This window comes from Streptomyces sp. NBC_00354, assembly GCF_036106915.1.
GTDB lineage: Bacteria > Actinomycetota > Actinomycetes > Streptomycetales > Streptomycetaceae > Streptomyces.
On record NZ_CP107983.1, the window covers coordinates 3,075,666 to 3,094,041 of the forward strand.

General features: G+C 72.3%; 18 protein-coding genes. 5 read left to right on the top strand and 13 right to left on the bottom strand.

All coding sequences use genetic code 11. The features are described 5' to 3' along the window. Positions 1-37: 37 nt before the first annotated feature. Positions 38-1,201: an SDR family oxidoreductase gene (locus OHT74_RS13515; protein ID WP_328620358.1), complete on the bottom strand. Its 1,164-nt coding sequence runs from the start codon at positions 1,199-1,201 to the stop codon at positions 38-40. A 191-nt stretch (positions 1,202-1,392) separates the two neighbouring features. Between OHT74_RS13515 and OHT74_RS13520 the strand changes: the two genes are divergently transcribed. Then, positions 1,393-2,838, top strand: a complete 1,446-nt coding sequence (locus OHT74_RS13520; protein ID WP_328620359.1) for a zinc-dependent metalloprotease — start codon at positions 1,393-1,395, stop codon at positions 2,836-2,838. Then, positions 2,835-3,359, top strand: a complete 525-nt coding sequence (locus OHT74_RS13525; protein ID WP_266663981.1) for an NUDIX hydrolase — start codon at positions 2,835-2,837, stop codon at positions 3,357-3,359. The genes OHT74_RS13520 and OHT74_RS13525 overlap by 4 nt, the downstream gene beginning before the upstream one ends. Positions 3,360-3,442: 83 nt before the next feature. Here OHT74_RS13525 and OHT74_RS13530 read toward each other — a convergent pair whose 3' ends face one another. From OHT74_RS13530 to OHT74_RS13545, 4 genes are all read right to left on the bottom strand, one after another. Continuing rightward, positions 3,443-4,198 carry an AIM24 family protein gene (locus OHT74_RS13530; RefSeq protein ID WP_266663983.1) on the bottom strand — a complete coding sequence of 252 codons (756 nt, stop codon included), beginning with the start codon at positions 4,196-4,198 and terminating at the stop codon, positions 3,443-3,445. A 17-nt stretch (positions 4,199-4,215) separates the two neighbouring features. After that, entirely contained in the window at positions 4,216-4,896 is a 681-nt protein-coding gene (locus OHT74_RS13535) for an AIM24 family protein (protein ID WP_030291234.1), read from the bottom strand. 20 nt (positions 4,897-4,916) lie between these two features. Further along, positions 4,917-6,611 carry a TerD family protein gene (locus OHT74_RS13540; RefSeq protein WP_328620360.1) on the bottom strand — a complete coding sequence of 565 codons (1,695 nt, stop codon included), beginning with the start codon at positions 6,609-6,611 and terminating at the stop codon, positions 4,917-4,919. Positions 6,612-6,744: 133 nt separating this feature from the next. Then, positions 6,745-7,389, bottom strand: coding sequence for a M48 family metallopeptidase (locus OHT74_RS13545; RefSeq protein ID WP_399246777.1), 645 nt, complete (start codon positions 7,387-7,389; stop codon positions 6,745-6,747). A gap of 106 nt (positions 7,390-7,495) precedes the next feature. Between OHT74_RS13545 and OHT74_RS13550 the strand changes: the two genes are divergently transcribed. Further along, on the top strand, positions 7,496-8,602 hold the full coding sequence (locus OHT74_RS13550) for a ThiF family adenylyltransferase (RefSeq protein WP_328620361.1): 1,107 nt from the start codon (positions 7,496-7,498) through the stop codon (positions 8,600-8,602). Positions 8,603-8,849: 247 nt separating this feature from the next. Continuing rightward, entirely contained in the window at positions 8,850-10,178 is a 1,329-nt protein-coding gene (locus OHT74_RS13555; protein ID WP_266663989.1) for an ABC1 kinase family protein, read from the top strand. A 39-nt stretch (positions 10,179-10,217) separates the two neighbouring features. On the opposite strand, the gene OHT74_RS13560 is transcribed toward OHT74_RS13555, so the two are convergent. The 6 genes from OHT74_RS13560 to OHT74_RS13585 all read right to left on the bottom strand — a co-directional run bounded on the left by OHT74_RS13560 (position 10,218) and on the right by OHT74_RS13585 (position 15,383). Then, complete coding sequence (locus OHT74_RS13560) at positions 10,218-10,424, bottom strand: hypothetical protein (RefSeq protein WP_099889587.1); 207 nt, start codon at positions 10,422-10,424, stop codon at positions 10,218-10,220. Positions 10,425-10,516: 92 nt separating this feature from the next. Then, entirely contained in the window at positions 10,517-11,512 is a 996-nt protein-coding gene (locus OHT74_RS13565; RefSeq protein ID WP_328620362.1) for a ParB/RepB/Spo0J family partition protein, read from the bottom strand. 234 nt (positions 11,513-11,746) lie between these two features. Then, positions 11,747-12,076 carry a hypothetical protein gene (locus OHT74_RS13570; RefSeq protein ID WP_266625714.1) on the bottom strand — a complete coding sequence of 110 codons (330 nt, stop codon included), beginning with the start codon at positions 12,074-12,076 and terminating at the stop codon, positions 11,747-11,749. Next, positions 12,073-12,444 (bottom strand): WhiB family transcriptional regulator, encoded by a 372-nt coding sequence (locus tag OHT74_RS13575; protein WP_030153506.1) that lies wholly within the window; start codon positions 12,442-12,444, stop codon positions 12,073-12,075. Before OHT74_RS13575 ends, OHT74_RS13570 begins: the two co-directional genes overlap by 4 nt. Before the next feature lie 184 nt (positions 12,445-12,628). Next, complete coding sequence (locus OHT74_RS13580) at positions 12,629-12,982, bottom strand: hypothetical protein (RefSeq protein ID WP_266663996.1); 354 nt, start codon at positions 12,980-12,982, stop codon at positions 12,629-12,631. A 166-nt stretch (positions 12,983-13,148) separates the two neighbouring features. Beyond that, positions 13,149-15,383 (bottom strand): ATP-dependent DNA helicase UvrD2, encoded by a 2,235-nt coding sequence (locus OHT74_RS13585; protein ID WP_328620363.1) that lies wholly within the window; start codon positions 15,381-15,383, stop codon positions 13,149-13,151. 131 nt (positions 15,384-15,514) lie between these two features. Between OHT74_RS13585 and OHT74_RS13590 the strand changes: the two genes are divergently transcribed. Further along, positions 15,515-15,775 (top strand): mycoredoxin, encoded by a 261-nt coding sequence (locus tag OHT74_RS13590; RefSeq protein WP_328620364.1) that lies wholly within the window; start codon positions 15,515-15,517, stop codon positions 15,773-15,775. A 127-nt stretch (positions 15,776-15,902) separates the two neighbouring features. Here OHT74_RS13590 and nudC read toward each other — a convergent pair whose 3' ends face one another. Both nudC and OHT74_RS13600 read right to left on the bottom strand, forming a co-directional pair. Next, entirely contained in the window at positions 15,903-16,844 is a 942-nt protein-coding gene (gene nudC, locus OHT74_RS13595) for an NAD(+) diphosphatase (protein ID WP_266664001.1), read from the bottom strand. A 122-nt stretch (positions 16,845-16,966) separates the two neighbouring features. Beyond that, positions 16,967-18,373, bottom strand: coding sequence for a dipeptidase (locus OHT74_RS13600; RefSeq protein WP_266664003.1), 1,407 nt, complete (start codon positions 18,371-18,373; stop codon positions 16,967-16,969). Positions 18,374-18,376: the final 3 nt, after the last annotated feature.

Genomic DNA, 18,376 nt, shown 5'->3' on the forward strand with positions numbered 1-18,376 from the left:
CCGGGCCCGGGGCGAGGCGCCGGGCCCGGGCCGGGGGTCAGAGGCCTCGGCGGCGGCGGGCGGCGCGGACCACTGCGGCGGCGCCCAGCAGGGCGACCGTCGCGCCCGCGGCGCCCGCGGCGGTGGCGTCCTTGCGGCCCAGGCGGCGGCCCGCGACCGTGTGCCGGCCCGCGACCTCCTGGAGGAGCTCGGCCAGCACCTCCTCGTTGGTCCAGCGCGGCCGCCAGCCCGCCGCGTGCAGCCCGCTGACGCTGACCACCCACGGATGCATCGTGTACGCGAGATCGCCCGCGGGGGACGGCGTCAGGCCGATCCGGTGCAGCCGGGCCGCCGCGCCCAGAGCGACCGCCGACGGGAGCTCCATGCGGCGGATGCCGCTCAGCTCCTCGACCTCCTCCTGCTCCAGCCAGCCCTCGCAGCCCACCGCGAGCTCGCCCTCGACCTTCTCCAGGGCGGCGTACTCCAGCGCGCTGACCAGGTCCTCGACGTGGCAGAACTGCCAGGTCGGGCGGGAACCAGCGACCACCAGCAGGCGCGGGGACTCGAAATAGCGGGTCAGGGCGGTGTCCGTGCCGCCGACCAGGACTGCGGGGCGGACCACCGTGACGTTCAGTCCGGGGTGCGCCCGGGGCGCACGGCGGCCCAGCCGCTCGATCTCCAGCAGGTCGCCGACGCCGGTCGCCTCGGCCGTGGCCCGCAGCTCGGAGTCCTCCGACAGCGGGATGTCGTTGTCCGGCAGCGCCCCGTAGACCATCGCGGACGTGCACAGCACGACCCGGTGCACCCCCGCCGCCGCGGCGGCCGTCAGAACGGTCTGGGTACCGCGCACGTTGTACGCCGTACGCGCCGCCGGGTCCGTCTCGAGGTCGAGGTCCAGCGCCAGGTGCACGACCACGTCGGCGCCGCGCAGCTTCTCGGCGATCGCGGGGTCCCGTACGTCCAGGACGTGCCACTGCGCGGCCGCGCAGTCACCGCGCCGCTCGTCGATCGCCACGACCAGCTTGACCTCGTCGGAGGCGGCCAGGCGGGCCACCAGGGCCGCCCCGACCCCGGAGGCGGCGCCGGTCACGGCGATCACGGGGCCGTTCTTGCGGGGGTCCGGCTGGTTTCGCGGCTGGCGAACGCCATGGGCGCTCTCACCGTGCTCAGGGCGGTTTTCGGCGTCGTGCGGCGCGCGAACCTGCGGATCTGGGGAACTCACCAGGCGTCTCCAGCGGTTGTCTTCAGTAGGGACGCGCCGTGACGCGTACCTACCAGGTGATGTCCATCCTGCCGCAGCCCAGGAGTCGGCGGAGCACCGAGCCCGGAAGCGGGTGTGGTGTCTACGCTGGGTGGTGTTGTCGGACCATTTCCCGTCGGCCCTGCCGGCGGCCCTACGAGCCGAGGAAACCCGTGAGCGACACCCCATTCGGATTCGGCCTTCCGCCGGAGGAGCCGGAGAACGGCGACGAGGGCAACAAGAAGGGCAATCAGGGCGGTCAGGGCGGCCCGAATCCGTTCGGGTTCCCGGGCATGGGCCTGCCGGGCGGCGCCGGCGGCCCCGGCGGCGCGGACAATCCGTTCGCGGCGATGTTCGGCTCGATGAACCCGAACGACCTGGGTGCGGCCTTCCAGCAGCTCGGCCAGATGCTCAGCTACGAGGGCGGTCCCGTGAACTGGGACATGGCCAAGGACATCGCCCGCCAGACCGTCGCCCAGGGCACGGCGGACGGCGTGAAGGACACGAGCGTCGGCGTCGCGGAGAAGTCCGCCGTCGAGGAGGCCGTGCGCCTCGCCGACCACTGGCTGGACGGGGTGACCTCGCTGCCCTCGGGCGCCACCACGGCCGTCGCGTGGAGCCGCGCCGAGTGGGTCGAGGCGACCCTCCCGGTGTGGAAGGAGCTCGTGGACCCGGTCGCCGAGCGTGTCGGCGCGGCCATGGGCAGCGTGCTGCCCGAGGAGATGCAGGCCATGGCGGGCCCGCTGCTCGGCATGATGCGCTCGATGGGCGGGGCCATGTTCGGCCAGCAGATCGGCCAGGCCGTGGGCGTGCTCGCGGGCGAGGTCGTCGGCTCGACCGACATCGGACTGCCGCTGGGCCCGGCCGGCAAGGCCGCCCTGCTGCCGCTGAACATCGAGAGCTTCGGCAAGGACCTGGGCGTCCCCCCCGAGGAGGTGCGGCTGTACCTGGCTCTGCGCGAGGCGGCCCACGCCCGGCTCTTCGCGCACGTGCCGTGGCTGCGCTCGCACCTGTTCGGCGCGGTCGAGGGGTACGCGCGGGGCATCAAGGTCGACACCTCGAAGCTGGAGGATGTGGTCGGCCAGCTCGACCCGTCGAACCCAGAGCAGCTGCAGGAAGCCCTGCAGGGCGGCATGTTCCAGCCGCAGGACACCCCCGAGCAGAAGGCCGCGCTGGCCCGCCTGGAGACGGCGCTCGCGCTGGTCGAGGGCTGGGTGGACGCGGTCGTGCACGAGGCGGCCAAGCCCCGGCTGACCTCGGCGGACGCCATGCGCGAGACCATGCGCCGGCGGCGCGCCTCGGGCGGTCCGGCGGAGCAGACCTTCGCGACGCTGGTCGGGCTGGAGCTGCGCCCGCGCCGGCTGCGGGACGCCTCGCGGCTGTGGGCCTCGCTGACCGACGCGCGCGGCGTGGACGGCCGCGACGGGCTGTGGGAGCACCCGGACATGCTGCCGACGGCTTCCGACCTGGACGACCCGGACGGGTTCGTGCACCGCGAGCAGCTGGACTTCTCCGAGATCGACAAGATGCTCGGCGAGGCGGCGCAGAAGCGCGACCAGGGCAAGCAGGCCGAGCAGGGCGACGGCGACTCCGACGACGAGGGTGAAGCGAAGAAGTGAGCCTGTACGACGACGCGGTGCTGGTCCTCAAGGGGTACGAGGGCCAGCCCGAGCTGCGAGACCTCTATCTGGAGCACCTGGCCGAGCACCCCGACGGGGTCTACAAGCCGTGCCGGGCCGGGCACATCACCGGCAGCGCGCTGGTCGTCGACCCGGCGGGCGGGCGCGTCCTGCTGACGCTGCACAAGAAGCTCGGCATCTGGCTCCAGATGGGCGGGCACTGCGAGCCCGAGGACACCACCCTCGCCGGGGCCGCGCTGCGCGAGGCCGTCGAGGAGTCGGGCATCACCTCCGGGCTGACCCTGCTGCCGGGCGGCCCCGTACGGCTGGACCGGCACCCCATCCCGGCGCCGTGCAACTGGCACCTGGACGTGCAGTACGCGGCGCTGGCGCCGGCCGACGCGGTGGCGGAGATCAGCGAGGAGTCGCTGGACCTGCGCTGGTTCCCGTACGAGGAGGTGGCGGCGGTGGCCGACACCTCGGTCGTCCGGCTGATGGAGGCGACCCGGGCGCGGCTCTGACGCCCCGGAACGACGCCCTGGAACGACGGAAAGGGGCGGCCCCGCATCCGCGGAGCCGCCCCTTCCGTATGCCGTACGGCGCGCTAGTTCCAGGCGTTGTTCTGGTTCTGCGCGTGGGCGCCGTGCTGGCCCATGCCGTACTGCGCGGCGAGGCCCTGCCCGAGCTGGGCGTTCTGCGGCGGCAGCACCTCGCTCGGCTGCACCAGCGCGAAGCCGGTGCCGAGGAAGCTGAGCTCCCAGCCCTCGCCGGTGTTGCCGCGGCGGCGCCAGACGCCGGTGGAGTGCGTCTGGGCCTGCATCTGCACGCGCAGCGAGGTGGACCAGGCGACGATGGCGTCCGCGTCGGCGTTGACGTACTTGTCGGGCGTGACCTGCATCATCAGCGGCTGCCCGGAGGTCATCAGCGCGACCTTGCCGCGGCCGGAGATGTTGAGCTGGTACTTGCCGGAGCCGGAGATCCCGTACTGGCTGTCCACCGCGATGGCCTCGGTGTGCAGGGTGGAGTCCAGGGCCAGCACGTAGCTGCTGTCGACGGTGAGGCCGTCCTGGTCCACGTCCACGACGTGCACGTACTGGGCGAGGTTGGCCAGGTAGACCGTGCCCTGCCCGGAACAGCGCATCAGGTCGAGGCCCTCGCCAGTGCGGGCGCGGGCGGTGCGCTGGGTGGTGCTCTGGTACTCGCCGTCGAAGTCGATGATCCCTTGGTAGGCGACCATCGCGCCCTTGCGGGCGAGTACGTCGTCGGAGCCGGACAGGGTGACCCGCAGCAGCTGCGGGTTCTGGACGGCGTACCGCTCCTGGGACTGCGCCTCGGCGTGGGCGAAAAGTGCGCTCTGCATGATGTGTCCGCTCCCCCTCAGCCCCGGGTCCGGAGCCGGTCGGTGCTGTCCTCGCTGGGCTGTACGACGACGATGCCCTGGCCGGAGAAGGCCATCTGGTAGGCCTCCCCGCTGCCCCGGCCGATCATCGACGAGGCCTTGAAGCTGCGCTTGCCCTTCACCTTGAGGTTCGGGGACCAGGCGACGAGCGCGTCGGGGTCGACGTACGTCTCGTCCTCGCCGCGGCCGCAGTCGACCACGATCGGGGTGCCGCGGGAGGTGATCGCGACCCAGCCGGTGCCGGCGACCTGCACGTTGAACAGACCCTGGCCGGCGAACTTCGCCATGCCCTTGACCCGTTCGACGCCCCACTGGAGGTGGGCGTCGAAGGCGAGCAGGTTGGTGCCGTTGACCGACAGCGCGTCGTTGTTGAGGTTGATCACGACGACGTCGGCGCCGTAGTCCGCGAGGTAGAGCAGGCCGTCGCCGGTGCACTTCATCAGCGGGGCGCCCTCGCCGGTGAGCCACTGCGAGGCCATCTGGCGCAGGGCCGGCGGGTTGGGCTCGTACTGGACGAAGCCCTCGTACGCGACCATCGAGCCGGTGCGTGCGAAGAGGTCCTGGCCGCTCTGCATGGCGACCTTGAGCATGGCCCGGCCGTGGTTCTCCATGCGGGCCGTGACGGGGGTGGGGGCGTAGCCCGCGAGCTGCTGGTTCATTGCGTTCATGACGGGCTCCCTCAGACCTCGTACGGCTGGACGACGATGAAGTTGCCGGGAGCGCCGCGGAACTGGAGGTTCACGGTCTCCCCGCTGTGGCCGGGGTAGGCGTTGCGCCGCAGCCGGACCTGGCTGGAGACGATCACCTGGGAGGCCGCGGACCACGCGACGATGGCGTTGCTGTCGGCGAAGGTGGTCGGGGTGACGGGCAGCACGACCGGCGTGCCGTGCGTCTTGACGATCACCGTGCCGGAGCCCTGGAACAGCATGGTGAACAGGGCGCCGCCGGGGATGCCGTGGCCCTCGATGCGACGGACCTCGTGCTGGAGGGACTCGTCGAAGGCGAGGACGCTCTCGGCGGAGACGCAGATCCCGTCGCCCTGGAGCTCGATGGCGTGCAGGTGCGCGCCGTTCTCGGCGAGGAAGACCTGGCCGCGGCCGCTGCAGCGCATCAGCTGCATCTCCTGGCCGGTGGCGTTGCCGACGATGCGGCCGGCGAAGCCCGCGCCCTTGTAGCTGAAGTCGACCTTGCCCTGGTAGAGGACCATGCTGCCCTGGCGGGCGAGGACGGGCTGGCCGCCCATCGCCAGGTCGACCCGCATGAGCTGCTGGTTCTGCGCGGTCCAACGGGTGCCGGTGGGGACTTCCTTGTACGGCTGGAGGGCGGCGGCGAGGCCGGCGCCGGCGGCCTGCGGGGCGCCCTGGCCGTAGCCGGGCTGCTGGCCGGGCATCTGCCCGGGCGCCTGGCCGTACGGGGGCGGCTGCTGGCCGGGGACCTGGCCGTAGCCGGGAGGCTGCTGCCCGTACGGCGCGGGGGCCGGGGCCGGCGGCGGGACCTGGCCGTGGCCGGGCATCTGGCCGTACGAGGGCTGCGGCTGCTGGCCGTACGACGGCGGGCCGGGCGGCTGCGGGGCGTGGGGCGGCTGGCCGTACGGCGCGGGGGCCTGCGGGGTGGCGATCGGGCCGACCATGGTCGGGGCCGAGTGCACCGGGGCGGGCGCGGGGGCCGGGGCCGGCTGCGGGACGTGCGGGGACTGCGGGGCCTGGGGTGCCTGCGGGGCCTGGACCGGAGCGCCGAAGGACGGCGCCGGGGCGGCGGCCTGCGGCGGCGGGGCGAATCCCGGCGCGGCGCCGGACTGGGCCTGGGCGGGGGCCTGCGGCTGCTGCTGGGCCTGCGCCTGGTCCTCCTCGGCGACCTCGCCGCCGAAGTTCTTCAGCAGTGCGGCGAGTCCGCCGTCGAAGCCCTGGCCGACGGCGGCGAAGCGCCACACGTCCTTGAGGTAGAAGTCGCCGAGCATCACCGCGCGCTCGGTGCTGAATTCCGCGCCCGTGAACGAGTACCGGACGACTTCCTCGCCGCCGGCCACGATCCGGATGTAACCCGGGCCGATCTGCGACATCTGCCCGGCGCCGTCGATCGTGGCGGTGAAGGACAGCTTGTGGATGCCCGCCGGAACGCGGTCCAGCGTCACCCGGAAGGACTCGGTGTCGCCGGCCTGCGTGCCGAGCTGCTGAATGGACTCCTCAGGCGACTTCGGCTGGTTGTAGAAGACGAAGTAACGGTCGTCCGACAACTGCTCATTGGCGTCGAGACCGAAGCAGCTGATGTCGAAGGCGAGTCCGGGGCCGGCGATCTGGACGCCCACGTACAGATCGGTGCCTGCCGTCAGATCGCTGATCTTGGCCTTGTGACCGCGTTGGAATTCCCTGGCCATACGTAACGACCGTCCCCCATCCCGACAGTGAAATGCGTGCCGCTCAGGCTAGCCGCATCTGCCGACATCCGGCCAAGCCGGTACCGACCCGGTACATATCGAGACGTCCGCGCCCGACGGTGCGCGGGCGGGGTCATTCCTCGCGGGCCGCCGGGACCTTGGGGAGGCGCTCGGCGGCGACCACTCCCTCGAGGTAGCCGCGGGCCCGCTCGGTGCGCGGGTAGGCCTCGAGCAGTTCCCAGAAGCGGGGGCCGTGGCCGGGCACGAGCAGGTGGGCGAGTTCGTGGAGCAGTACGTAGTCGACGACGTACTCCGGCATCCCCTGGAGGCGGTGCGAGAGCCTGATGCTGCCTTCGGCCGGGGTGCAGGAGCCCCAGCGGGTGTTCTGGTTGGTGACCCAGCGCACCGAGCGGGGGCGGGCGCGGGCGCTGAAGTACTGCTCGGACAAACGCTCGGCGCGCTCGGTGAGTTCCGCGTCCCCGAGGGTGCGCTTGCTCTCCTGCGCGGCCAGCTTGTCGAGCATGACCCCCACCCAGCGCTGCTCCTCGGCCTCGGACATCCGGGCAGGGATGAGGACGACCGTACGGTCACCCTCGCGATAGGCGGATACGGTCCTGCGGCGGCGCGCGCTCCGGCGGACTTCGACGGCGCGCTGCTGTGGGTCGGCGGACACGCCCAAGACCGTACCCGCTCGCCGTGGCGGAAGTCGCCCTGCTCCACGGTTCGAACATGATCGATTCCGAGCCGGTACAGGAAACACCCTTTTTCTCCATCTCATATGCCTAATAACCCTTGCCTGTGGACAAATGCGCGCACGGAATGCGGCGGGCGGGCACTCTGCGGGGGAAGGGAAAGAGGCGGAGTTCGTACGAGGGGGGAAAGCCATGTATCCGAAGGTGAAGCCGGCGCTGGCGAGGGCGTGGCGGGATCTGCAGACGGTGCAGTTCGGGGTGACGCCTGCGCATGCGGTGGTGCTCGGCCCGGTGGACACGGCGACGGGATCGCTCCTCGACCGGATCGACGGAACGCGGGGCATGGAGCTGCTGCGCGCCGAGGCGGCGGCCGTGGGGCTGCCGGAGGGGCAGGTGGACGCGCTGGTGCGGAGGCTGGCGGCGGCCGGGCTGCTGGACGATGCGACCGCGGGCGGACCACGGGCCCAGGCGGTGCGCAAGCGGCCGGAGACCCTGGAGCGGCTCGGGCCCGATGTGGGCTCGCTCTCGCTGGTCCACCGGGACCCGGGAGGGGACTTGCGGGGTGTCGCGGCGCGCAGGGCCATACGGGTCCAGGTGCGCGGGAGCGGCCGGGTCGGCGGGGTGATCGCCGGGGTCCTGGCGGGGGCCGGCGTGGGCCGGGTCGAGGTCCTCGACGGCGGCCGGGTGGAGCCGGCGGATGTGGCTCCGGGCGGGCTGGGGCCCGGCAGCATCGGCCGGCTGCGGGCGGAGGCCGCTGCCGGGCTGGTCCGCGCATCGGCCCCGGGGCGCGCGCCGCGGACCGCGGAGCACGAGGGGCCCGAGCCGGGGGTGTCCCTGGTGGTGGTCGCGCCCAGGGACGGCCTGCAGGCGTGGGCACCGGATCCGGGCCTCGCGGCCGACTGGATCGCCACGGGCACCCCGCATCTGTATGCCGGGGTGCTGGAGGGCACCGGGCTGGTGGGGCCGCTGGTGCTGCCGGGCGCCACGGCGTGCGCGGGCTGCATGGAACGCGACCGGGTCGAGGCGGACCCGGCCTGGCCGCGGATGCTGGTCCAGTGGCGCTCGGCGCACCGCCGCCGGACCACCGCGGCCTGCGACCTGGGCCTGGCCACGGCGGTGGCCGGCCTCGCCGCGGCCCACGCCCTGTCCTTCCTCGACGGCGAACTCCCCGCCTCCACGGCCTCCCGCTGGGAGGCCGCCCTCCCGGGCCTCCACTGGGAACAGACCCCTCTGCACCCCCACGCCGCCTGCCCCTGCGCAGCGGCCCAGGTCCCGGCGGAGCAGGCGGTGGGGTCATGAGGCTCTTGCGAGGGCGACGCAAGCCGCTCGTCCGCTGCGCCCGCCCTTCCCGCTCACTGCTCGATCCGCTGTCCGGTCAAGCCGTCCCCTGGGGGTGAATGCTGTCCGGCGACGGCCGGATCGGTGCCCGGTTCGGGGCGGGCGCCTCGGGCGAGGCGGGGCGGGGGCCCCATGACAGGATGCGGTTGGCCGAGGGTCATCCTGAACCGCCGCTTGCGGCACAGCAGTCTGGGAACTGGAGGGGCATATGTCTGATCTTCCCCGGAAGGCGGTCACCCGTACCGTCAAGCTGGCCGCGCTGCCGCTCGGCTTCGCGGGCCGGGTCACCTGGGGGCTGGGGAAGCGGATCGGGGGCAAGTCTGCGGAGATCGTGGCGCGCGAGCTCCAGCAGCGGACCGCCGAGCAGCTGTTCCGCACGCTCGGGGAGCTGAAGGGCGGTGCCATGAAGTTCGGGCAGGCGCTCTCGGTCTTCGAGTCGGCCCTGCCCGAGGAGGTCGCCGGGCCGTACCGGGCGGCGCTGACCAAACTTCAGGAGGCGGCCCCGCCGCTGCCGGCCGAGACGGTGCACCAGGTGCTGGCGGACCGGCTGGGCGCCGACTGGCGCGACCTGTTCGAGGAGTTCGAGGACAAGCCGGCCGCGGCTGCCTCGATCGGGCAGGTGCACCGGGCGGTGTGGCACGACGGCCGGCAGGTCGCGGTGAAGGTCCAGTACCCGGGGGCCGGTGAGGCGCTGCTGTCGGACCTGAAGCAACTGGGCCGGTTCGCGGGGCTGCTGGGGCCGCTGATCCCCGGCATGGACGTCAAGCCGCTGATCAAGGAGTTGCGGGACCGGGTCGCGGAGGAGCTGGACTACGAGCTCGAGGCCGAGGCCCAGCGGATCCACGCGGACGCGTTCGAGGGCGACGAGGACGTGGTCGTACCGGACGTCGTGCACCAGGGCGACCAGGTGCTGGTGACCGAGTGGATGGAGGGGACCCCGCTGTCGGAGGTGATAGCGGACGGCACCGAGGAGGAGCGCAACGGCGCCGGGCAGCTGCTGGCCCGGTTCCTCTTCTCGGGGCCCGCGCGCACCGGGCTGCTGCACGCCGATCCGCACCCGGGCAACTTCCGCCTGCTGACGGGGGCGGACGGCCGGATGCGCCTCGGCGTGCTGGACTTCGGCACCGTCGACCGGCTGCCCGGCGGCTGGCCCAAGCCCATCGGCACGTCGCTGCGGATGACGCTCGAGGGCGACGCCGAGGGGATCTACGGGCACCTGTGCGCCGAGGGGTTCGTGAAGGAGTCCATCGAACTGGACCCGGAGGCGGTGCTGGACTACCTGTTGCCCATCATCGAGCCCGCCCAGGCAGAGGAGTTCACCTTCACGCGGCCGTGGCTGCGCGGTCAGGCGGCCCGGATCGCCGATCCCCGGTCCCCCGCACACCAGTTGGGCCGGCAGATCAATCTGCCGCCCTCGTACCTGCTGATCCACCGGGTGACGCTGAGCACCATCGGGGTGCTCTGCCAGCTGGGCGCGACGGTACGGCTGCGGAGCGAACTGGAGTCCTGGCTCCCGGGGTTTCTGCCCGAGGAGTGAGCGCGCAGAGCGGCGGGCCTGAGGCCTGCGGGCCCGAGGTCACCACCAGGACGAGTCGAGGCGGCCCTCGATCGCCCTGAGGTTGGCCCGCGCGCAGTCGACGCAGAAGTACTGTCTGGTCCCGTTCTCCACCGAGCAGGTCCAGGTGGGCGGGGCGCCGTCGGGGGCCTTCTTGCCGCAGCGCGCGCAGACGACGGGCTGGGCCTCGGGTCCCGACGGGGCGGGGTGGGGATTCGGCTGGTCCACCTCCAGACGATATCCCCGTCCGGAGCTGACAGCCGCGCGCAACGCACCGGCGGAGGGGACGGTTCCCCTCCACTCGGCTCATCCCGCTCGGCTCACACCAGGGTGATCGTCACGTCGAGGTGGTGCGCGGCGTAGCTCAGGGTTTCCCAGAGCACCGCGCCGGCGAACGCGTAGAAGGTCGCGCCCAGCCGGGAGACGGGATCGGGCAGCCAGCGCACCGGCTTGGGCGGCAGTTCGGTCGCCGCCGTCGCTCCCGTGCTCGGTTCTGGACTGATTTCCGGCTGCTCGGGCAGGCGCGTCACCATGCGGTCCGCCTCGTCCTGGTCGGCCGTGGCGGCATCCCGGTACGCGGCGGCAACACCCTTCATGCTGGACGCGAACTCCACGGCTCGGTCGACGTATGCGGCGAACACCTGTACCGGATTAACCGGGTTAACCAGTTCACCGGTATCGGCCACAGCGGCGCCGGAGCGGGTCGCGGACCGAGTCGGCGTCCTGCGCGCGGACTTGGCCCGGCTCATCGCCCGCTCAGCCTCCGCCTGTTGCCGTTCGGCGGCCAGCCCGCCGATGCGACGGGCGTCCTTCACCGGGAGTTCGCCGCTGCGGACCTTGTCCTTCAGGCCGTCGGTGAGCTTGAGCAGAGCGAGCCGCTGCGAGACCCAGGCGGCGGTCTTGCCGAGCTTCGCCGCGACGTCCTTCGGCCGCCCGTACGCCAGGACCAGCTGCTGGATCGCCATGGCCTCCTCCAGCGGCCCTAAATCGGCGCGGTGGATGCTGGTGATCAGCGCCGCCTCGAGCATCTCCTCCGCGCTCGCCGCGAGTTCGTCACGGATGTCGATCCTCAGCTCGGCGAGCCCGGCCACCCGGGCTGCGGCCAGGCTGCGGTTCCCGTCGACCACGACGTAGTCCGCCTCGCCGAGTACGTGCTCCTGCCCGGTGTGGACGGCGAGGAAGGCCTCGCGCCGCACGACGGTGACGGCCTGGATCTGTCCCCTGGTGGTCAGCGACTGGGCTATCTCCTCGATGTCGCCGAGCCGGATACGCGGATTGAACGGGTTGTGCGCGAGCTCGGCCGGCTTCACTGCCATCGGCGCGCGCCTCGTGTCACGCTGCATGCTCTGCACCCTAGGGGCCCTGCGGGAGTCCGTCGTGCCGGCCGGTGGTCCGCCGGGCTCACCGGGTCATCAGGGCGCGGGGACTCGCGGGACCGGGTCCTGACGCACCAACAGGTCGCCGGCCTGTGCGCACCACCGAAAACGGACGTCGGCCCCCACCTCCGGTGAACCGGTTGGTGAGGGCCGACGTCCTGTCTTCTTCAGCTGTCAGTGCATGACGGCCATGGCCAGCGCCCGCCGGGCGCGCATCGAGACGCGCTCGGCTCGCCGCTGCATGCGGCGGGCGGCGACCAGGCGCAGGGCCTGACGCTCGGCGTCGACCTCACGCATGCGGTCGTCCATATGGGCACGAGCCAGGGCTTCTGGGATGAGTTGCATTTCACGGGTCCTGTTCTGACGCGAGGTGATCGCGCCGGCGGTGATGAAGTCTGCGGTGGCGGAGCCGTACGGCTGCTCGCTCGTCGTGTGGGCGGTCATGGAGGCCTGCTTCAAGGGGTCGTGCGTCACGGGGCGGTCGATGGTTCCGATGGCGGTCATGCCGCAACAACCGGGTTCTTGCGCGGGCGGCCACGGGGGCGCTTCCGGGCTACGACGACACCCTGGACGAACAGCTCGCCACCCCAGACACCCCAGGGCTCGCGGCGCTCGAGCGCACCGGCGAGGCAGGCCTCGACCAGCGGGCAGGTGGCGCAGAGGGACTTGGCGTACTCGACGTCCGCGGGGGACTCGGCGAAGAAGACCTCGGGGTCGTAGGTACGGCAGGCGACGGGTACGCCGAGGTTCTCGATGGCGTCGTCGAGCGCGGTCAGCGCGGTGAGGGGAGTCAAGGTGGAGTCCTCCGGGACTGCGGGCGGGGAGATCGTCTGGGTCTGCGGTACGGACGGGGCGTGCGCTTCGAGTTGCACGGTGTTTTCTTCCTCGTCTTGGTTGGCTAGTCGTTCCGGCCGGGTTCGGCCGGGGGCGGCTGGTACCTGGTCTTGCCAGTCCCGAGGCTCCTTCGTGCCGTCGTCCCCGTTCGGGGACAAACAGAAGGGCCGCGGATCCCGGGTGGGGTTCCGCGGCCCTGAAGGCGCCGGCCTGATCTTGGAATCAGGCTGGATCACTCCAGGGTTCGAGCCCACGGAAGGCCCACATCAGGTGGTGCTGCTGCTTCGTCTGCTTCGTCTGCTGCGTCTTGAATCCGGCACTGGCGGCACCGGCTGCGGCCGCAAACCCATAGGCGCCATGCGCCTGGGCTTCCAGTACTGCCACCGGTGCCTGGGTCGGTCGCTCATTCCGCTCGCTCACAAGGCGCGCGGCGGGCGCGGCCAGCAGGGCGCGGCTGTCAGCGCAAATCGCAGACAGACCGGTACCCAGGAGCGGGAGGAGCGAGGAGGAGCCGAGCGTGCAGGAAGCGGCGACCGAGCGATCGGTCATTTTGGTGCTGGTGATGAAGCTGGTCACTGGTCTCGCCTCCTCTCGGCGTCTCGGGGACGGGGCCGGGGGCCTGTCCCATACGTATTCGGATAAGTACAGCACGGATCCGGAGCTTCGGAGAAGCCACCGTTTCCGTTGCTAAGAACCTATGGGGATTCGCTGGGCATGTGCAAACTATTTTTCCGACGAGTTTCTACGCGCCGTCAGCTTCCGCGCCCCCAGGCTCCTGACCTGCACAGATGGCCAGGACGTCGGCTCCGTACCGGTCGAGCTTACGGCCACCCACTCCAGAGATCATCGAGAGCTCGCCCTCCTCGGACGGTGCGGCCTCGGCGATCGCGACGAGCGTCCGGTCCGTGAACACGCAGTACGCGGGCAGTCCCTGCTCCTTCGCCTGGCCCGCGCGCCACTCCCGCAGCCGCTCGTAGAGGCCTTCGTCCATGTCGGACGGGCAGTCGTCGCAGCGCATCAGTTTCAGCTCGCCGGCCTCGGTCAGCGTCTTGCCGCACACCCGGCACAACGCCGGGCCGCGGCGGCTCCGCTTGCGGACCCCCCGCTCGGCCGGGGCGCCCGCGGCGCCCGCTCTGCCGCCCGGAGCCGCAGAGCCCGGCCGCAGCCCGTTCAGGAAGCGGCTGGGGCGCCGGGACGCCCGGCCGCCCGGAGCCCGGGAGAGCGCCCAGGACAAGGTCAGGTGCAGCCGCGCCCGCGTGACGCCGACATAGAGCAGCCGGCGTTCCTCCTCCACCTGCTCGTCGGTCTTGGCGTACGTGATCGGCACCATGCCGTCGGTCAGGCCGACGAGGAACACCGCGTCCCACTCCAGGCCCTTCGCCGCATGCAGCGAGGCGAGGGTGACGCCCTGGACGGTCGGGGCGTGCTGGGCGGCCCGGCGCTCGTCCAGCTCGACCGTCAGGTCCGCCAGGGTGGCTCCGGGCCGGCTCCGGGCGAAGTCCTCGGCGAGCCGGACCAGGGCGGCCACGGACTCCCACTGGTCGCGGACCGCGCCGGAGCCGGAGGGCGGCTCGCTGGTCCAGCCGGTGGAACTGAGCACGGCCCGGACCTGGGAGCCGAGTTCGACGACGTCGTCGAGCAGCGGGTCGTTCCCGCCGGAGCGGGCGGCGCCGCGCAGGGCGAGGATCGCCTTCTGCACCTCGCCCCGCTCGAAGAAGCGCTCGGCGCCGCGCAGCTGGTAGGGGACCCCGGCGTCGGCGAGGGCCTGCTCGTAGACCTCGGACTGGGCATTGATGCGGTAGAGCACGGCGATCTCGCCGGCCGGGACGCCCGCCGCGATCAGGTCCCGGATCCGGATGGCGACGCCCTCGGCCTCGGCGGGCTCGTCGGGGTACTCGGCGTAGAGCGGGTCGGGGCCGGGCTCGCGCTGGGAGACCAGCTCGAGGCGGTGTTCGGCGGCGCGGCCCTTGGCCTGGGCGAGGAGCCCGTTGGCGAGGTGCACCACCTGGGGGGTGGAGCGGTAGTCCCGGACCAGCTTGACCAGGGTGGCCTGCGGGTAGCGGGTGCGGAAGTTCAGCAGGTGGTCCGGGGTGGCCCCGGTGAACGAGTAGATCGTCTGGCTGGCGTCGCCGACGACGCACAGGCTGTCGCGCTCGCCGAGCCACAGGTCGAGCAGCCGCTGCTGGAGCGGGCTGACGTCCTGGTACTCGTCCACCACGAAGTGCTGGTACTGGGTGCGGATCTGTTCCGCGATGTCGTGCCGGTCCTGGAGGATGCCGACCGTGAGCAGCAGCACGTCCTCGAAGTCGATCATGCCGCGGTCACGCTTGAGCTGCTCGTACGTCCCGTAGATCTGGGCGATCTCCGCCATGTCCCGGGGGGCTTCGCGGCCCGCCTTGAGGGCGGCCGCCGGATAGTCGGAGGGCACGGTCTGGGTGACCTTCGCCCACTCGATCTCGCCGGTGACATCGCGCAGCTCACCGCGGTCGAGCCGGATGCGGCAGCGCGCGCCCGCCTCGGCGACCAGCTGGACCTTGCGCTCGACGAGCCGGGGCATCTCCCCGCCGATCGCCTTGGGCCAGAAGTAGTGGAGCTGGCGCAGGGCGGCGGAGTGGAACGTCCGCGCCTGCACCCCGCCCGCGCCGAGGGAGCGCAGGCGGCCGCGCATCTCGCCTGCGGCGCGGTTGGTGAACGTGACGGCCAGCACGCTCGCCGGCATCAGCTGGCCGGAGCGGACCCCGTAGGCGATGCGGTGGGTGATCGCCCGGGTCTTGCCCGTGCCCGCGCCCGCCAGCACACACACCGGCCCGCGCAGGGTCGTCGCGACCTCGCGCTGCTCCGGGTCCAGGCCCAGGAGCACCGCGTCGGCCGAGTCGGCTCCGGCAGGGAAGGATGAGAGGTGCGTTGCTGATGTCACCCCGCCATGCTGCCAGGTCTCCAGGGGCGCACGGGAAACTTGTCCACAGGGTGCGGGCATTCGTCGTACCGGCGTCCTTGACGTACGTGACGTACTTGACGTACCAGCCGTACCGCGGGTGCGGGAATGGCCCCGCGGTCCCGTACGTTCGAGTACTCGGACCACCCAGACCCCACAGAGGAGAGCGCAGCATGCAGGACACGGGTTCCGTCACGATGTACAGCACGACCTGGTGCGGCTACTGCCGCCGGCTGAAGACCCAGCTGGACCGGGAAGGCATCGCGTACAACGAGATCAACATCGAGCTGGACCCCGAGTCCGCGGCGTTCGTCGAGAAGGCGAACGGCGGCAACCAGACGGTTCCGACCGTCCTCGTGGTGTCTGCGGCCGGCACCGAGGCCGTCATGACGAACCCGAGCCTGGCCCAGGTCAAGCAGGCCCTCGCCGTCTGAGCCACAGCTCGGCGCGCTGCGTGAACAGAGCTGCGTGAACAGAAAGGCCCCCGCCGCGGCGGGGGCCTTCTGCTGTGTGAGAAGCCTTACGTCGTCCGGAGGCCCTGCGCCGTCCGTCCCACGCGCCTTACGCGAGCGGGCGCGGCAGCGGCTCTCCGTACCAGCGCTCGACCAGGCGGGCCGCGATGGAGATCCCCGACGGGGGCACCATCGCGCCCGACTCGAACGCCGCGCGCAGCTCATCGCGGGAGAACCAGCGGGCCTCCTGGATCTCCTCGCCGTCGACCGTGATCTCCGTGGTGGTGGCGCGCGCCGTGAAGCCCAGCATCAGGCTGTACGGGAACGGCCAGGGCTGGCTGGCGACGTACTCGACCTCGCCGATCCTGACGCCCGCCTCCTCCCACACCTCGCGAACGACCGACTGCTCGATCGACTCGCCCGGCTCCACGAACCCGGCCAGCGTCGAGAAGCGCCCCTCCGGCCAGTGCACCTGGCGGCCCAGCAGCGCGCGGTCCTGCTCGTCGGTGACCAGCATGATCACCGCCGGGTCGGTGCGCGGGTAGTGCTCGGCGCCGCAGCCCGGGCAGCGGCGGATGTGCCCGGCGGCCGCGACCACCGTGCGCTCGCCGCAGCGGGAGCAGAACCGGTGCATCCGCTGCCAGTTCTCCAGGGCCACCGCGTGCACCATCAGCCCGGCGTCGCGCGGGGACAGCAGCAGTCCGGCCTCGCGCAGGCCGGCCGCGCGGGCCGACTGGTCCATCCGGCCCGGCAGCGCGTCCTTCTGGAGCGCGAAGTACCGTACGCCGTCCTCGTCGGTGCCGAGGAAGTAGCGGTGCGTCTCGGTGACCGGGGCCTCGAAGGCCGGGGTCATCACGATCCCGGTCTCCCCGTCGGGGGTGTCGTCGATCAGGACCTGACCGCCGGAGACGACGAACACGCGCGTCGTCGGGTGGCTCCAGGCGGCGGCGAGCCAGGCCTCGTCGAGGCGGTGGTGCGCGGCGCGGTCGATTCCGCTGGGCGCGGTGAGCGAGATCGGCTGCTCGGTATGGGTGCTCACAGGTACTTCCAACTCCCCCGGTGGTGGGACAGGCAGGCTCAGTGACTCGTGACTCGGTACGTGCGGTGCGTGCGGTACGTGCGGTGCGTGCGGTACGTGCGGTGGTGCGTGCGGTGCGGTGGTGCGTGCTTGCGTCAGGCGGGCTTCCCGTGGTCGGCGGCCAGGTCGCCCCACAGGTAGGCGGCCGTCTCGACGCCCTTGAGGAGCAGGTCCAGCTCGACCTTCTCGTTCGGCGAGTGCCAGCCGTCGGACGGCACGGAGATGCCGAGGAACAGGACGGGCGCGTCCAGTACGTCCTGGAGGTCCGCCGCGGGTCCGGAGCCGCCCTCGCGGGTGAAGCGGACCTTCTCGCCGAAGGCGCGGCCCATGGCCCGTACGACGGACTGCAGCGCCGGGTGGTCCAGCGGCGTCAGGCACGGCCGGGTGGGGGCGCCGAAGACGATGGAGTGCCGGATCCCGTCCGGGATCCGCGCCGCGACCCAGTCCCGGACGGCCGCCTCGACCTCGTACGGGTCCTGCCCGGACACCAGGCGGAACGACAGCTTCAGGTGGGCGGAGGCGGGCACGATGGTCTTGCCGCCGGGGCCCTGGTAGCCGCCGCCGATGCCGTTGACCTCTGCGGTCGGACGGGCCCAGACCCGCTCCAGGGTGGAGTAGCCCTTCTCGCCCGCGGCCGCGTGCGACTTGGCCGTTCGCAGCCACTCGGACTCGTCGAACGGCAGCTCGGCGATCAGCGCCCGCTCCTCGTCCGTGAGTTCGGCGATGTTGTCGTAGAAGCCGGGGATGGTGACCCGCTCGTCGGCGTCGTGCAGCGCCGCGACCAGGCGGGCGGCGACGGTGGCCGGGTTGGGCACGGCCCCGCCGAAGGCGCCGGAGTGGATGTCCTGGTCCGGCCCGTGGAGGTCGATCTCGCAGTCGGCGACGCCGCGCATGCCGGTGCAGACGGTCGGGGTGGTCTCGGACCACATGCCGGTGTCGGAGACGATCACGACGTCGGCGGCGAGGCGCTCGGCCTCGCGCTCGACCAGGGCGCGGAAGTTCGGCGAGCCCGACTCCTCCTCGCCCTCGACGATCAGCTTGAGGTGCACGGCCGGGGCCTCGGCGCCGGTCGCGGCCAGGTGGGCGCGCACACCGAGGGTGTGGAAGAAGACCTGGCCCTTGTCGTCGGCGGCGCCGCGCGCGTACATCCGGCCGTCGCGGATCACCGGCTCGAACGGGTCGGTGTGCCAGCCGTCGGCGACGGCGGCGGGCTGCACGTCGTGGTGCCCGTAGACGAGGACGGTCGGGGCGTCCGGGTCGGCGCTCGGCCACTCGGCGAAGACGGCGGGCGCGCCGGGGGTCGGCCAGATCTCCGTGACCGGGAAGCCGGTCTCCTTGAGCTTGGCGGCGAGCCATTCGGCGCTGAGACGTACGTCGTCCGCGTGCTCGGGCTGGGCCGAGACGGACGGAATGCGCAGCCACTCGGCGAGATCGTCGAGGAAGGCGGCGCGGTGGGTCTCGATGTACGTGCGGACGACGCTGTCCGCCGGGGTTTCGCTCATGCC

Bases quoted from the DNA above. Each gene is read 5' to 3' on its own strand.
- OHT74_RS13550 (WP_328620361.1), top strand. From the start codon at position 7,496: ATGTATCCGAAGGTGAAGCCGGCGCTGGCGAGGGCGTGGCGGGATCTG.
- OHT74_RS13565 (WP_328620362.1), bottom strand. From the start codon at position 11,512: ATGGCAGTGAAGCCGGCCGAGCTCGCGCACAACCCGTTCAATCCGCGT.
- OHT74_RS13545 (WP_399246777.1), bottom strand. From the start codon at position 7,389: ATGAGATGGAGAAAAAGGGTGTTTCCTGTACCGGCTCGGAATCGATCA.
- OHT74_RS13530 (WP_266663983.1), bottom strand. From the start codon at position 4,198: ATGCAGAGCGCACTTTTCGCCCACGCCGAGGCGCAGTCCCAGGAGCGG.
- OHT74_RS13570 (WP_266625714.1), bottom strand. From the start codon at position 12,076: ATGACCGCCATCGGAACCATCGACCGCCCCGTGACGCACGACCCCTTG.
- OHT74_RS13535 (WP_030291234.1), bottom strand. From the start codon at position 4,896: ATGAACCAGCAGCTCGCGGGCTACGCCCCCACCCCCGTCACGGCCCGC.
- OHT74_RS13585 (WP_328620363.1), bottom strand. From the start codon at position 15,383: ATGCCCGCACCCTGTGGACAAGTTTCCCGTGCGCCCCTGGAGACCTGG.
- OHT74_RS13600 (WP_266664003.1), bottom strand. From the start codon at position 18,373: ATGAGCGAAACCCCGGCGGACAGCGTCGTCCGCACGTACATCGAGACC.
- OHT74_RS13555 (WP_266663989.1), top strand. From the start codon at position 8,850: ATGTCTGATCTTCCCCGGAAGGCGGTCACCCGTACCGTCAAGCTGGCC.
- OHT74_RS13540 (WP_328620360.1), bottom strand. From the start codon at position 6,611: ATGGCCAGGGAATTCCAACGCGGTCACAAGGCCAAGATCAGCGATCTG.
- OHT74_RS13590 (WP_328620364.1), top strand. From the start codon at position 15,515: ATGCAGGACACGGGTTCCGTCACGATGTACAGCACGACCTGGTGCGGC.